The organism is Lentzea atacamensis, from assembly GCF_003269295.1.
GTDB classification, from domain to species: domain Bacteria; phylum Actinomycetota; class Actinomycetes; order Mycobacteriales; family Pseudonocardiaceae; genus Lentzea; species Lentzea atacamensis.
Genome location: NZ_QLTT01000001.1, coordinates 1,554,894 through 1,568,375, shown reverse-complemented (window position 1 = coordinate 1,568,375; position 13,482 = coordinate 1,554,894). Strand labels below are relative to the sequence as shown.

At 68.9% G+C, this 13,482-nt stretch carries 12 protein-coding genes; 8 read left to right on the top strand and 4 right to left on the bottom strand.

What is annotated here, in order from left to right; all coding sequences use genetic code 11:
• Positions 1–7 precede the first annotated feature (7 nt).
• The 4 genes from C8D87_RS07425 to C8D87_RS07410 all read right to left on the bottom strand — a co-directional run bounded on the left by C8D87_RS07425 (position 8) and on the right by C8D87_RS07410 (position 4,811).
• The gene (locus tag C8D87_RS07425) at positions 8–1,180 is read right to left on the bottom strand and encodes an alginate lyase family protein (protein ID WP_109635897.1); all 1,173 of its coding nucleotides are present in this window, start codon (positions 1,178–1,180) and stop codon (positions 8–10) included.
• Between the two features lie 36 nt (positions 1,181–1,216).
• Positions 1,217–2,266, bottom strand: coding sequence for an NADAR family protein (locus C8D87_RS07420; RefSeq protein WP_215732206.1), 1,050 nt, complete (start codon positions 2,264–2,266; stop codon positions 1,217–1,219).
• A gap of 99 nt (positions 2,267–2,365) precedes the next feature.
• Positions 2,366–3,826, bottom strand: coding sequence for a DUF1996 domain-containing protein (locus tag C8D87_RS07415; protein ID WP_112226011.1), 1,461 nt, complete (start codon positions 3,824–3,826; stop codon positions 2,366–2,368).
• Between the two features lie 85 nt (positions 3,827–3,911).
• Entirely contained in the window at positions 3,912–4,811 is a 900-nt protein-coding gene (locus C8D87_RS07410; protein ID WP_109635902.1) for a DUF4142 domain-containing protein, read from the bottom strand.
• A 127-nt stretch (positions 4,812–4,938) separates the two neighbouring features.
• Here C8D87_RS07410 and C8D87_RS07405 point away from each other — a divergent pair, with 127 nt between their 5' ends.
• The 8 genes from C8D87_RS07405 to C8D87_RS07370 all read left to right on the top strand — a co-directional run bounded on the left by C8D87_RS07405 (position 4,939) and on the right by C8D87_RS07370 (position 13,449).
• Positions 4,939–5,700 (top strand): SGNH/GDSL hydrolase family protein, encoded by a 762-nt coding sequence (locus tag C8D87_RS07405; protein WP_112226010.1) that lies wholly within the window; start codon positions 4,939–4,941, stop codon positions 5,698–5,700.
• A 171-nt stretch (positions 5,701–5,871) separates the two neighbouring features.
• Positions 5,872–7,275, top strand: a complete 1,404-nt coding sequence (locus C8D87_RS07400) for an ABC transporter substrate-binding protein (protein WP_146231506.1) — start codon at positions 5,872–5,874, stop codon at positions 7,273–7,275.
• The gene (locus C8D87_RS07395; RefSeq protein WP_112226009.1) at positions 7,272–9,089 is read left to right on the top strand and encodes an ABC transporter permease; all 1,818 of its coding nucleotides are present in this window, start codon (positions 7,272–7,274) and stop codon (positions 9,087–9,089) included. The genes C8D87_RS07400 and C8D87_RS07395 overlap by 4 nt, the downstream gene beginning before the upstream one ends.
• Positions 9,086–9,778: an ABC transporter ATP-binding protein gene (locus C8D87_RS07390; protein WP_109635913.1), complete on the top strand. Its 693-nt coding sequence runs from the start codon at positions 9,086–9,088 to the stop codon at positions 9,776–9,778. The genes C8D87_RS07395 and C8D87_RS07390 overlap by 4 nt, the downstream gene beginning before the upstream one ends.
• Positions 9,775–10,428, top strand: a complete 654-nt coding sequence (locus tag C8D87_RS07385; RefSeq protein ID WP_109635915.1) for an ABC transporter ATP-binding protein — start codon at positions 9,775–9,777, stop codon at positions 10,426–10,428. The genes C8D87_RS07390 and C8D87_RS07385 overlap by 4 nt, the downstream gene beginning before the upstream one ends.
• The gene (locus C8D87_RS07380) at positions 10,425–11,681 is read left to right on the top strand and encodes a choice-of-anchor P family protein (protein ID WP_109635918.1); all 1,257 of its coding nucleotides are present in this window, start codon (positions 10,425–10,427) and stop codon (positions 11,679–11,681) included. Before C8D87_RS07385 ends, C8D87_RS07380 begins: the two co-directional genes overlap by 4 nt.
• A 4-nt stretch (positions 11,682–11,685) precedes the next feature.
• Positions 11,686–11,994: a hypothetical protein gene (locus C8D87_RS07375; RefSeq protein ID WP_109635920.1), complete on the top strand. Its 309-nt coding sequence runs from the start codon at positions 11,686–11,688 to the stop codon at positions 11,992–11,994.
• Between the two features lie 123 nt (positions 11,995–12,117).
• The gene (locus C8D87_RS07370; RefSeq protein WP_112226008.1) at positions 12,118–13,449 is read left to right on the top strand and encodes a cellulose binding domain-containing protein; all 1,332 of its coding nucleotides are present in this window, start codon (positions 12,118–12,120) and stop codon (positions 13,447–13,449) included.
• Positions 13,450–13,482 lie beyond the last annotated feature (33 nt).

Sequence of the window (13,482 nt, the reverse complement as noted above, 5' to 3'; positions counted from 1 at the left end):
GCCCTTGTCAGGCCGGGTTCGCCGCGTGGGTGAGGGTCTCCCAGGCGATGAACAGGTTGTCGGTCCCGTGTGGACGATGTGACTCGGTGTAGAGCTGGGTGTTCGACATCGCGATGCCCAGCCGCGTGTGCAGCGCGTTGAACGACACCTCCGGGGTGGGCCCGAGCTCGCGGCTGTACGAGCCGCCGCACAGCCACGACGGCACCGGCGTGCCGTTCTGGTACTTGGTGTGCAGGCCCCACGCGTGCCGCATGCGCTCCCTGATCTCCCCCCAGATGTCCTGCCCCTGGTGCCGCGCGGTCTCGGCGAAGTGCGCGGCGGCCGCGAGCCCGTACCCGGTGTGCGCGAAGTCCCGGCAGGTCTCCTGGGTCAGCCCGTCGACGAACGTGGACTGGTTGTGCCAGTAAGAGATGATCTCGGCCCTGGTGTCGATCCCGCTGCCCGGCGGCGTCTTCGGCAGCGCTCCGTCGGTCGTGAGGTAGATGTAGGCCTGGATCCGGGTGCGGAAGATGCCGACGGCCTTGTCGTAGGCGGCCCTGTCCTCCAGGAACACCGCGATGCCGAGCGACGCCTCCATCATGCTGAGTTCCCAGTTGCCGTTGGTGTTCGCGCGGCCGTTCGCGATCTCCGGCAGGTAGACGTTGCGCAGCATGGTGCCGAACCGGCCGCTGTTGGGCCAGTTCCCGTGGACGTGCTTGATGATCTCGGCGGCTTTGGGCCACGAGGAAGCCGACCACGCGGTCTGCAGCGGGGCGTTGGAGTTGGTGTGGTCCTGGATGGTGGCCGACCAGGCGTCCATGATCTCGATGGCCTTGGTCGCGTACCGGTTGTCACGGGTGATGTACCAGGCCAGCGAGAGCGTGTACGCGGCGAGCGCGTCCTGGCGCTCGTCGGTGCAGCCGTGGTTCGGGTTCGTGTAGGGGCCGCACTCCACGATCGCTCTCGGCTTCGGGACGCGGGACAGGGAGGCGTACGAGCTCGCCATCATGCGGTCGTAGGCGAGCTTCCACGGCTGGGCACCGGCCTGGACCTTGGCGCGGATGAAGTCGAGCTGCGGACGGGAGACCCCGACTCCGGGGTGGACGAACGTCACCGGTGCCGCCGTGGCGGACGGGCCGGTGACCGGTACTAGCAGCGTTGCCAGCAGTGCGATCAGCACCGCGCAGGAACGGGTGACCATGCCGCCAGTGTCAGTGGTCTATACCTTTGCGGTCAATCATTCCGGAACAAGGTTCAGGCTGGTGAACAGGTCGTGGTCGGGAACAGCCAGTTCGGACCGGACCAGCTCCAGCAGCCGTCCGAGCCAGTTCCGGCCCTCCGTGCTGTGCTGCCCCCAGAACGCCGACGAGTCGGCGTAGACCAACCGTGCGGTGCCGGTGGCCGTCAGCGTCTCGGCGAGCTCGGGGTGCTGGGCGAACTTGAGGCGCAGCAACTCCGCCATGACCGCCGTCCGCGCCTGCGCCGGTACGTTCGCCGCGACGGCCTCGTAGGCGTCGGCGACGCTCGGGTGGATCTGCGCGCCGACGGTGACGGGTGCGGGGAACTCGTTGCGCAGCACGAGGATTCCGGGATTCTCCGGCCATCCGCCCGGCACGGTGTGGTTGGTGTGGCTGATCACGATGCTGGTCTCGGCCGGTTCTGCAGGCGTTGGCGCCGCACGGCGCTGCCTGCGGAGACCTTCGAAGTAGCGCAGCGCCGCGGCGTGTTCCTTCTTGGAGACGAGCTTGTCCTCGTCCTGCCAGGAGTAGGGGTTGCCCGGCCCTGCCGCGAGCACCCGCAACGGCCAGTCCCTGCGGTCCATGTCGCCGAGCGCGTAGATCCGCAGGTGCTCGGGGATGGCGTGGTACGCCGCGCGCACGGCCGCCCGGCTGTCCTCGTCCTGCTGGTCGAGGAAGACGTCGACCGCCGCGAGGCAGCGCGCCGTGGAGTCCGGCCTGTTGTTGAGCCGGTCGATCTCGTCGAGGACCTCGCCGTAGAGCATGTCGGCGGTCAGCGCGGCCTGCGGTTCGGCGAACTTCCACGTGGCGACGTGGAACGCCGACGCCTCTGCTCCGTCCGGGAGTTCGGTCGCCACCCACCCCGAGGCGAGCTTGGCGGCGAACTCGTCGAGTGTGACCAGTCCCCAGCAGTCGACCAGCCCGTCGGCGTAGATGAACAGATCGGTGAGGTAGTGCCTGTCCCCGTTGCGGACGAAGGCGTGCCGCCAGGTCCCCTCGATCCGCTCGCCGTCCACATCGCGCCAGGTCCGCCGTGATCTCGCCATCATGCGCGCCAGGTTAGCCGCGGGAATCTCCCAGCGGGACAACGAAAGTCCCCCGGTGCGCGGGAGGTGCACCGGGGGGACTTCGGTCAGACGGTCAGCGCGTCACTCGCGGCACTTCTTGCCGGTGTTCACGCAGTTGACCAGGCGGTTCATGATCTGCTGCGACATCACGTTCGCGAAGTCGTCGTGGTCGGAGAACGGGTTGTGCTCCTCCTCCGGGAACGCGTCGACCGCGTACCGGCCCTGCTGCTGGATCTCCCTGGGGATGTTGTAGGTCAGCGAGATGCGCAGCTGGGGAACGGCCTTGAAGCCCTTCTTGCACTTGCCGTTCTGGTCCGGGAACACGATGTGGTCGCGGTGGTTGGCCGAGTCGATGTTCTTGCCGTCCCAGCAGCTCGGGAAGTCGTGGATGCGCTTGACCTTCGAGCCCTGCGGGCAGATCGGGTACTTGTTCATCAGCACCTTGTCCTCGAAGCCCGTGCAGGTCCACGAGTCCTTGGCGTTCTTGGTGCCGTTGGTCGAGACCTTGGCGTCGCCGTAGAGGACGCGGAGGAACTTCGGCATCGCGACGACCTTGCCGGTCGGGGAACCGCGGAAGGTCAGGTCGACGACCTCGGGACGCTGGATCTCGCCCTCGTTGCCCGGGAGCTCGTTGTTCGCGTTCTCCTCGGGGTTGTTCTGGTTCTTCTTGTTCTCGAGGCCCTCGGCCTGGGCTTCGTTGTTGTTCTCGGCGCCGTTGTCGAGAGCGGCGGCCTTGCCCTGCTCCTTGACCGCGCAGGCGGCGGCCGGGTTCAGGTCGGGAGCCTGCTGACCCTGGCGGCTGAACGCGAGCATCATCCGGTTCAGGATCGCGGCGCGCTTCTCCCGCGTCGGGCCGACGATGATGTTGTTGACGTCCTGGGCCTTGGTCTGCTCGAGCTTCTTCTCGGCCTCGTCGGTGACCTTCTCGATGTTCGCGAGCTCCCTGTCGATCTCCGCCTGGGCGCCGTTCGGCACGTCCTCGGAGAGCCGGGAGGCGACGTCGGGGCACTCGAGGCGGGCCGCGTCCTTGGCGGCCTTGTCCTTCTCCTGCTGCGCCTTGTCGTCCTTCTTCGGCGGCTGCTGCTCCTGGCCCTCGCCTTCCTCCGCACCGTCGTTGATGCGCACGACGGGCCAGAAGTAGGCGGACTTGTCACCGTTCTTGCAGGTGGTGCCGGCCGCCTGGAGCGACTTGTTGTTGGAGTCCGCGTTGGTGGACAGGTTGCCGACGTAGTCGTGCAGGTGCTGGGCACCGTTGCGGACACCGGGCTGCGCGATGAAGTTGTCCGGGTTGAAGTGCCCGTTCTCGTTCCGGCCGCAGTCCACGGTGAACGTACCCGTGGTGGCGTCGTTCTCCGGTTTTGGTTTCTTGACGTTCGGCTTCACCTTGGTGATGTCGACGAACTGCGATTTGTCAGCCCCGTCGGCGAGCGCGGCGCCATCAGAAGAACTGATGGCCACCACCGCGGCACCGCCAGCGACCAGGGCCATCGCCGCTGCTGCGGCCGTCAGCCAGATCGTGGATTTCCTACGGTGAAAAGCCATTTGCCACCTCGTGGTAGTCCGATAAAACGGCATGCTGAAGCTGACGGCGGTGAGCCGCTGTCTTCGGTTGAACGGGTGTGCGTTTTCAGAACGAACGAGATTTGCGTCTTGTCTTCTTGGATCGGGAGATCATGCGCATCCCCACCAGCGCGAGCGCGAGCACCGCTATGGCGCCGAAGAAGACGCCGTTGTTGTCACCGAACACGCCTTGCTCGGCGGTGCGGGTGAACCTGGTGCCCTCCGGCACGGTCGGGATCACACCGTCGGTCGGGTTCGTGGAAGCGTCCGCGCTGTTGCCGTTCTCGCCCGTGGGTTCCGGTGCCCCGGCGGCAGCCGTCGGTGGTGCGAGCGGCTGCGGGGACTCCAGGCCGGCGAAGTCGACACGACCGGTGTCCTCGAGCACCTTCATGTGGTCGAAGACGGTGATCATCGCCTGTGTGGACAGGATGCGGATGAGTTCGTTCTTGGTGCCCGCCCGGATCTGCGCGGCATAGGCGTAGACCTTGCCGTGCGCCGCCCGGAGCCGGTTGGCGAAGACGGCGTCGAACTCGTCGCCGTTCGCCGCGTCCATTTCGGCCAGCCAGCCCTTTTGCTCGTCGGAGGCCTCCGTGGGCAGCGTGTGCCCGAGCAGGACGCCCGCCCGGTTCACCACGTTGTCCAGCAGCGTGTGGCCCTCGATGAGGTGCTTGCAGGCTTCCAGGATCTTGGGCTGGTCCGGCCGCTTGGCCCTGCCCTTGTCGCCCGCGGGTTTCTCCCACAGCCCGGCCTGCTTGACCCGGTTCATGAAGTCCCGGTCGGCGGGTCCGAGCGGGCCCCACTGGGTCTGCACGACCTCGTCGCCCGTTCCGCCACTTCCGGGCGGCGGGGTCGAGATGGGGGTCGAGGGATTGGGGGGCTGGCCGATCGCGATCCCGGTGTTGAGCAGCACGGCCAGCGCACAGCCGGCCAGCGCGACGAGGAGTCGCGTCGGCGTTGCCAAGTTCATGGGGAGTCGCACGATCGGGACTACGGCCGAAAGCGGGAGCCCGCCTCAGTTCGAGACCCTGGCGTTATCGAAACGTTATCCATCCCCGCGCAACCTCGGTCATGACGCGCGACCTAAAGTCCTGAGCATGAGCAAGCGTTTTGTGGCGTTGGGGGACTCGTTCACCGAAGGAGTGGGCGACGAAGACGCTGGCCGTCCGAACGGTGTGCGCGGATGGGCCGACCGCGTCGCCGACGTCCTGGGTGCCGCCGATCCGGAGTTCACCTACGCCAACCTGGCTGTGCGCGGCCGGTTGCTGCCGCAGATCCTGGGTGAGCAGCTTGAGCGCGCTCTCGCGATGAACCCGGATCTCGTCTCGCTCTACGCGGGCGGCAACGACCTCATGCGGCCGAAGGTGAACATCGACGCGTTGATGCGCCGTTACCGCGACGCGGTGGCGCGCACGGTCGAGGCCGGCGCGCGCGTCATCCTCTTCACGGGTGTCGACGGGGCCGACGACCCGGTGTTCCGCAAGATGCGTGGTCGCGTGGCCATCTACAACGAGCACGTGCGCGCGATCGCCGCGGAGCACTCGTGCGTGCTGGTCGACATGTGGGCGATGCGGCAGCTGCGTGACCGTCGTATGTGGTCTCCGGACCGGCTGCACCTGAACGAGCTGGGTCACCACGAGGTCGCCATCGCCGTGCTCGACGGTCTCGGGGTTGCGCACTCCCTGGAGCGGACGGTGCTCGGCAGGGCTCCGCTGGTCGACCGGAAGATCCGGCGGGCGGAGGACTGGAGGTGGGCGCGCGAACACGTCGTGCCGTGGGTGATGCGACGGCTGCGCGGTGAGTCGTCGGGCGACGTGATCCGCCCGCGCCGGCCAGAGCTGCTGCCACCGTCTAGCTAGAACGTGTTCTTTGGCCCGAGGTGGTCTAACGACGTAACTTCGGTTTGGTGACGGTGTTCGCCGCATTCCTTTGCCAATAGAACTTGTTCTAGAAATCGTGTCGGCCACACGGGTGAAATCGCTGGTGGGCGGCCTGGTCTGGATTGATGCAGTGGCCTAGCGTTCGTCCGCATGCATCGCAGGGTTGCGCTGATCGCGTTAGTGGTCTGCGCGTTGGTCGCGGGGTGCGGGAGCAGGCTCACCGACGAGCAACGCGCGGCACTCGCCGTGCCTCTGGGCGGCGGAGCGGAGACCCAGCAGGGCACCGCGCCGGGCGACGAGGACGGCGGGGTGGCCGGCACCGACGGCACCGCGGGGCAGCCGGGTGCCAACAACCCGCAGCAGCCGAACAAGCAGCCGAACCCGCCCGGCAGCATCGCGGGCGGCTGCCAGGGCACCGGTGGCGCCACGGACAAGGGCGTGACCGCCGGCGAGATCACCATCGCCAACATCTCGGACATCAGTGGCCCGGTGCCCGGTCTCTTCCAGGCGGCGCAGCAGGGGACGAAGGCGTTCGTCGAGTACTTCAACGCCACCCAGGGCGCGATCTGCGGCCGCAAGCTCAAGCTCGTGTCGTTCGACTCCCGGACGGACAGCGGCGGCGACCAGCAGGCCACCTCCCAGGCGTGCGAGCAGGCGTTCGCGCTCGTCGGCTCGATGTCGGGGTTCGACCAGGGTGGTGGACCGGCCGCCACCGGGTGCGGCATCCCGGACCTGCGGGCCTCGACGGTCACGGTGCAGCGGCAGCGCACCCCGGTGAGCTTCGGCGTCGCGTCCAACGTGGTGAACCTGGTGTCCTCGGCGTACCCGGACCTGGTCAAGTCGAGCTTTCCGAACGCCGCGGGCGCCGCGTCGTTCCTCTACCTCAACGTCGACGCGAGCTCGCAGAACGCGCGCAGCATGCAGAAAGCCGCGGAGCAGCGCGGACTGAAGTTCGTCTACACGCAGGCGATCGACATCGCGGACGTCAACTACGCGCCGTACGTCGCCAAGCTCAAGGAGACGGGCGCGAAGATCGTGTACTGGATGGGGTCGGCGCAGTACGCGGTCCGGCTGCAGCAGGCCATGCGGCAGCAGGGGTACACGCCGGAAGCGTTCATCACGGACCCGAGCGCGTACGACGCGCAGTACGTGCGGCAGGGCGGGGCAGCGGTCGACGGCACCGTCGTCTACACGAACGGCGCGATGTTCGAGGAGAACAACGCCCAGGTAGCGCTGTACAAGCAGTGGCTGGGGCGGGTGGCGCCCGGTGCGGCACCCTCGTACTTCGGGATGTTCGCGTGGGCGGCCGCGCGGTTGTTCGTCCAGCTCGCCGCGAAGATCGGACCGCAGCTGACGCGCAAGGCGATGCTGGAGCAGGTCCGCGGGGTGCACGACTTCACCGCCGAGGGGATGGTCGCGCCGCAGGACGTCGGAGGTAAGCGGACGTCGGCGTGCATGTCCCTGATCAAGCTGAAGGGCGGGACGTGGACCCGGCTGGCGCCCGCGTCCGGGTACTCGTGCGGCCCGTTGATCGACACCGGGGTGGGTGGATGACCGCCCTCCTGGCCTACACCGTCTTCGGCCTCGTCACCGGCGGGGCCTACGCCGTCGTCGCCGGCGGTCTCGTGCTGACCTACAGCACCTCCAAGGTGTTCAACGTCGGTCACGGCGCGATCGGCATGGTCATGGCGTTCCTCTACTGGGAGCTCGCCGAGAACCGCGGCCTGCCTCAGTGGCTCGCCCTGCTGATCGTCGTCGGCGGCTGCGCGCCGCTGTTCGGGCTGGTGATCGAACGGTTCGTGATGCGCAGGCTCGCGGGCGCGCCGGTCGGCATCACGCTCGTCGCCGGCGTCGGCGTGCTGGTCGGGCTGATCGGTGCGGCCCAGGTGATCTGGCCTCCGCAGGCCCGGCCCGTGCGGCCGTTCCTCGACCAGTACGGCATCCACATCGGACAGTCGTTCGTCAGCGGCCACGACCTCGTCACGCTGGCCTGCGCGGTCCTGGTCGCGGGCGGGCTCTACCTGCTGCTGAACCGGACGCGGACCGGGCTCGCGATGCGGGCGTGCGTCGACGCCCCGGAGCTGGCCGCGTTGTACGGGACCCGTCCCCACCGGCTGTCCGCGCTGAGCTGGGCCATCGGGTCGGCGCTGGCGGCGCTGGGCGGCATCCTGCTCACCCCGGTCGTGCAGCTCGACTACGTGACGATGACGCTGCTCGTGATCACCGCCTACACCGCCGCGCTGGTCGGGCGGTTGCGCAGTCTGCCGTGGACGTTCGTGGGTGCCCTCGGCCTCGGCCTGGTGCAGTCCTACGCGGTGGCGTACCTGCCGTCCTCGCCGTTCTGGATCGCGTTCCGGGCGGCGATTCCGGCACTGCTGCTGTTCGTCGTGCTGCTCGCGATGCCCCAGTCACCGCTGCGCATCGGTGGCGTGCGGGGATCGCGCGGGGTGGCGGTGCCGGGCGGGCTCGCCACCGGGGTCGGGATGGCGTTGTTCATGGGGGTGGTGGTCGCGCTGGCGTTGCTCGTGGACGGCGTGGTGGCGGGGCAGCTCGCGCTGGGGCTGGTGTTCGGGATCGTGCTGCTGTCGATGGTCCTGCTCACCGGGTACGGCGGGGTGGTGTCGCTGGGGCAGTTCACGTTCGTCGGCGTGGGCGCGGTGACGGTGGCGCGGCTGGAGAGCTCCTCGCCGCTGGCGTTGGTGGCCGGCGCGGTGGTCGCCGCCGCGATCGGTGCGCTGATCGCGTTGACGGCGTTGCGGGTGAGCGGGCTGTACCTGGCGTTGGCCACGCTGGGGTTCGCGCAGCTGATGGACAAGCTCGTGCTGCAGTCGCCGATCGCGTTCGGGGTGCGGGGCAGCCTGCAGGTGCCGCGTCTCTTCGAGTCCGCCACGGCGCAGCTGCTCCTGGCCGCCGGGGTGTTCGCGCTGGTCGGCGCCGGTGTGCTGGCGGTGCGGCGCGGCCGGCTCGGGCGGCGCATGATCGCGGTGAAGGACAGTTCGGCCGCGTGCGCGACGCTCGGCGTGAACGTGCGCTGGATCCGGGTCTGGGTGTTCTCGCTGTCGGCGGCGATCGCCGGGCTCGCGGGAGGGTTGTTCGCGCAGCTGCGGGAAACCGTGGCGGCGAGCGACTTCCAGCTGTTCAACAACCTGCCGCTGCTGCTGTTCGCGGTGATCGCCGGTGTGACGTCGGTGTCCGGCGCGGCGCTGGGCGGGATGCTGCTGATGCTGCTTCCGGTGCTGCAGAGCGGGTTTCCCGCGTTCGCCGGGGTCGCGGTCGTGCTGCTCGGAGTGGCGGCGGCCGGGCTCTCGCGTGATCCCAACGGTCTGGTCAGCTGGTTCTTCCGGGCCTGGTCCTGGCGGCGCGCATGAGCAGGCTGAGGGTGGAGGGCGTGACGGTCCGCTTCGGCGAGGTGACCGCGGTCGACGACGTGACGCTGTCGGCCGATCCCGGCGTCACCGGGCTGATCGGCCCCAACGGCGCCGGCAAGACGACGTTGTTCGACGTGATCAGCGGGCTGCGCAAGCCGTCGTCCGGCCGGGTGCTGCTCGACGACGCGGACATCACCTCGAAGGGGCCGCACCAGCGGTCCAGACTGGGAGTGGCGCGGACGTTCCAGCGGCTCGAGGTCTTCGGGTCGCTGACCGTCCGGGAGAACGTGGTGGTGGCACTGGAAAGCCGCCGCCGCCCGGCCAAGCTGGCCGCGGAGCTGCTGGCACGGGTCGGGATCGCCGAGTTCGCCGACGCCCAGGCCGACACGGTGCCGACCGGTGCCGCGCGGCTGCTGGAACTCGCTCGCGCGCTGGCGACCGATCCCCACCTGCTGCTGCTCGACGAACCGTCGTCCGGGCTGGACCGCGCCGAGACCGACGCGTTCGGTGAGCTGCTGCGCCAGCTGAGCGCGGAAGGACGCGCCGTCGTGCTGGTCGAGCACGACATGGACCTCGTGATGGGCTACTGCGACCACGTGCACGTGCTGAACCTCGGGCAGCTCCTGACGTCCGGCACCCCCTCCGAGATCCGCTCGCACGAAGGCGTTCGGGAGGCGTACCTCGGATGATCGACCTGATGGACGTCCACGCCGGGTACGGCAGGATCGAGGTGCTGCGCGGGGTCACGCTCAACGTGCCGCGCGGCACGGTCACGGCGCTGCTCGGCCCGAACGGAGCGGGCAAGTCGACACTGGTCAAAGTCCTCAGTGGACAGCTGCGCTCCTCCAGCGGGCACGTCCACCTGGGCGGGGTGCACGTCAACGACGCCGCTCCCGACGAGCTGGCGCGCGCGGGCCTGTGCACGATCCCGGAGGGCCGCGCGATCTTCCCGAACCTCACGGTCGCGGAGAACCTGCGCCTGATGCGCGGCGATCCCGCCGTGGTCTACGAACGGTTCCCGAAGCTCAAGGCGCGGCAGAAGCAGCTCGCGGGCTCGATGTCCGGTGGCGAGCAGCAGATGCTCGCGTTCTCCCGCGCGCTGATCACCGACCCGGCCGTGCTCGTGATCGACGAGCTGTCGATGGGACTCGCGCCGGTGATCGTCGCCGAGCTGTACGAGGTCGTCAAGGAGCTGGCCTCGTCCGGCGTCACGATGCTGATCGTGGAGCAGTTCGCGGAGACCGCGTCGGCCGTGGCAGACCAGGTCGTGGTGATGGCGCACGGCGAGATCAGTGCCGACAGCGACCTGGCCACCGTCTACTTCGGAGGGACATCGTGAGGTACGCGCTGGTACTGCTGCTTCTGCTGCTGTCCCCGGCCCCTGCGCAGGCCGCCGACATCGGCGGGTTCACGCTCTCCGCCCGCGCCGCACCCGTCTCGGTGCTGCTGCACACCGATCTGATCCCGGTGCCCGCGGAACCGCAGGGCGAGGTGCACCTGTCGTACACGCAGACCGAGCTGGGTTCGGGCCCGATCGGCCGGTCACTGGCGAGTTCGCTGTGGCCGGGCGCGGCGGTCGGTACCGGACTGCCGCAGCTGCTGGGCTTCGCGTATCCGGTGCAGGCCAACGCGTCGCATCCCGGTGGTCCCGCGGACGAGTCGAAGTCGGGCATGCGCGCCACCGCGGGTGCCGCGAAGACCGAGTCCTCCGCGGGTGCGAAGCAGGAAGTGCCGTTCCTGCTCACCGCGGACGGCCTCGCGTCGAGCAGCATGAGTTCGGTGTCGGGTTCCGAGGCGCGGTCCACCGCGGTGTCGTCGGCGCAAACGCTCTCGCTGCTCGCCGGTCTGGTCGTGCTGTCGGGCGTGCGCTTCGAGTCGGTCGCGGTCAGCGACGGCAGCAAGGGAAGCGGCACGAGCACGTTCTCGGTCGCCGAGTTCACGGTGCTCGGCCAGAAGTTCCCGGTCAAGGCACCGGACGCGCCGCCGGACGGCCTGCTGAAGGCGTTGGAACCACTGGGTATCACACTGACGTGGCCGACGTCCGCGACGAAGCTCGAAGGCACCGCCGCGACGTCCAAGAGCACCGGTCTGACGCTGACGGTCGACGTGCTGGCGTTGCGCAACAAGCTGGGCCTCGGCGGAATCCTGGACGGCGTGCTGGCGCCGTTGCTGCCCAAGGAGCTCGTGCCGCTGCTGAACCCGTTGCGCAAGATGGTCGTGATAGTCGGCGACACCGAGGCGGCCGCGAACGCTTCCGCCGCCGCGCCGCTCACACCGCCTGATGCGCCTGCGCCGCAAGCACCTCTCGCGCCGCCGCCACCGGCCGCCGATGGTGCTTCGCCCCCGCTGCCCGGTTCACCGCCGGTCGCCGGGATGACGCCGCCCAAGGCCGTGACACCGGTGGCGACCGCGCGCGCGAAACCCCGGTCGCTGCTCGACTTTCCCGGTGTGCCGGCACTGCTGGTCCTCGCCGGGCTCGGTGTCGCCGCGGCGGGCGCGTTCGGCATGAAGTCGTTCGGCACGTTCCTGCTGGGCGGCGCTCCCTGTCCCTCCGGACACCCGACCGGTGTCCCAGACCTGCGCAACGGGTGAAGCGATGACCATGCAGGATCGGCGCCGCGCACGGATGCAGAGCGGGCTCGGGTTCGTCGGCACCATGCTGATGACGGCGGGGATCGCGGCGATCCTCTTCGCCTGGTGGGGTGTCGCGCACACGGGTTACGTGTGGGAGCAGATCCCGTACGTGGTCTCCGGCGGGATCCTCGGCGTCGGGCTGATCGGGGTCGGCGGATTTCTCTACTTCGGATCCTGGCTGGTCAAGCTGCTCGAAGAGCAACGGCAGACCACGTACGCGTTGCTGCAGCTGCTGGAGGAGCGCGACGCGGAGCGGGTGGATCAGTTGTAGCGCCATAGGGGAGCGCTCCCACAAAACCGCAGGCCGATGCGTCTTGTTCACACCCTTGAACCGGTGGTCCAGACCAGTTAGCGTGCTCGCCATCACGTTCCCCCTGCACGTGAATGGAGCACCATGAAGAGGTTCCGCTGGCAGTTCCTGACCATCGGTCTGGCGATATCGGCCGTGGTCGGAGGCGTTCTCGCCGCACCCGCGAGCGGCGCGACGGGCGTGACGGCGGCGTTCACCAAGACGTCGGACTGGGGCGGCGGCTACGAGGCCAAGTACACGATCTCCAACGGCGGCTCGTCCGCGCTCACGTCGTGGACCGTCGAGTTCACGCTCCCGAGCGGACAGTCGATCGGGTCCCTCTGGGACGGCAGCCGCACTGCCAGCGGGCAGCACATCACGGTCCGCAACACGTGGAACGGCAACGTGCCCGTCGGCGGCACGGCGAGCTTCGGCTTCACCGTGAGCGGTTCCGGTGGCAGCCCGACCGGCTGCAAGATCAACGGTGCAGCGTGCGACGGCACCGGGCAGCCGCCGGCGACCACGACCACCACGACGACGACCACGTCGAACCCGCCGGTGCCCGGCACCGGCCGCGGTGCGCCCTACCTGTACCTGGGCTGGGGCAACCCGCAGAGCGCCACGCAGGTCATGGGCTCGACCGGCGTCAAGTGGTTCACGCTCGCGTTCGTCCTGTCCGGCGGCGGGTGCACGCCGTCGTGGGACAGCCAGCGTCCGCTCACCGGTGGCGTCGACCAGCAGACGATCAACGCCATCCGCGCGGCCGGCGGTGACATCGTGCCGTCGTTCGGCGGCTGGAGCGGCAACAAGCTCGGCCCGAACTGCTCGACGCCGGAGGCCTTGGCCGCCGCGTACCAGCAGGTGATCAACGCCTACGGGTTGAAGGCCATCGACATCGACATCGAGAACTCCGACGAGTTCGAGAACACGACCGTCCAGGACCGGATCATCACCGCGCTGCGGATCGTCAAGCAGAACAACCCGGGCATCCAGACGATCGTCACGTTCGGCACCGGCACCACCGGGCCGAACTTCTACGGCGCGCGGCTGATCGACCAGGCCAAGGCGCTCAACGCGAACATCGACGTGTTCACGATCATGCCGTTCGACTTCGGCAGCTCCAACATCCGCACCGACACCATCGGCGCGGCCACGGGGCTGAAGAACAAGCTCAAGTCGACCTTCGGCTGGAGTGACGCCGAGGCGTTCAGGCACGTCGGCATCTCCGGCATGAACGGGCTGTCCGACCAGCGCGAGCTGACCACCGTGGACGACTGGACCGCGATCCGCGACTGGTCGAAGGCCAACGGCCTCGGGCGTCTCGCGTTCTGGTCGGTGAACCGCGACCGCGGTGGCTGCGACGGCCAGGTGGCCGCGCACTGCTCCGGCATCCAGCAGTCCGACCTCGCGTTCACCCGCGTCACCGCCGGTTTCTGAGCGACTACGAGCCGTCAGCGCCATTTAATCGGT

Bases quoted from the DNA above. Each gene is read 5' to 3' on its own strand.
- C8D87_RS07425 (WP_109635897.1), bottom strand. From the start codon at position 1,180: ATGGTCACCCGTTCCTGCGCGGTGCTGATCGCACTGCTGGCAACGCTG.
- C8D87_RS07420 (WP_215732206.1), bottom strand. From the start codon at position 2,266: ATGATGGCGAGATCACGGCGGACCTGGCGCGATGTGGACGGCGAGCGG.
- C8D87_RS07415 (WP_112226011.1), bottom strand. From the start codon at position 3,826: ATGGCTTTTCACCGTAGGAAATCCACGATCTGGCTGACGGCCGCAGCA.
- C8D87_RS07410 (WP_109635902.1), bottom strand. From the start codon at position 4,811: ATGAACTTGGCAACGCCGACGCGACTCCTCGTCGCGCTGGCCGGCTGT.
- C8D87_RS07405 (WP_112226010.1), top strand. From the start codon at position 4,939: ATGAGCAAGCGTTTTGTGGCGTTGGGGGACTCGTTCACCGAAGGAGTG.
- C8D87_RS07400 (WP_146231506.1), top strand. From the start codon at position 5,872: ATGCATCGCAGGGTTGCGCTGATCGCGTTAGTGGTCTGCGCGTTGGTC.
- C8D87_RS07395 (WP_112226009.1), top strand. From the start codon at position 7,272: ATGACCGCCCTCCTGGCCTACACCGTCTTCGGCCTCGTCACCGGCGGG.
- C8D87_RS07390 (WP_109635913.1), top strand. From the start codon at position 9,086: ATGAGCAGGCTGAGGGTGGAGGGCGTGACGGTCCGCTTCGGCGAGGTG.
- C8D87_RS07385 (WP_109635915.1), top strand. From the start codon at position 9,775: ATGATCGACCTGATGGACGTCCACGCCGGGTACGGCAGGATCGAGGTG.
- C8D87_RS07375 (WP_109635920.1), top strand. From the start codon at position 11,686: ATGACCATGCAGGATCGGCGCCGCGCACGGATGCAGAGCGGGCTCGGG.
- C8D87_RS07370 (WP_112226008.1), top strand. From the start codon at position 12,118: ATGAAGAGGTTCCGCTGGCAGTTCCTGACCATCGGTCTGGCGATATCG.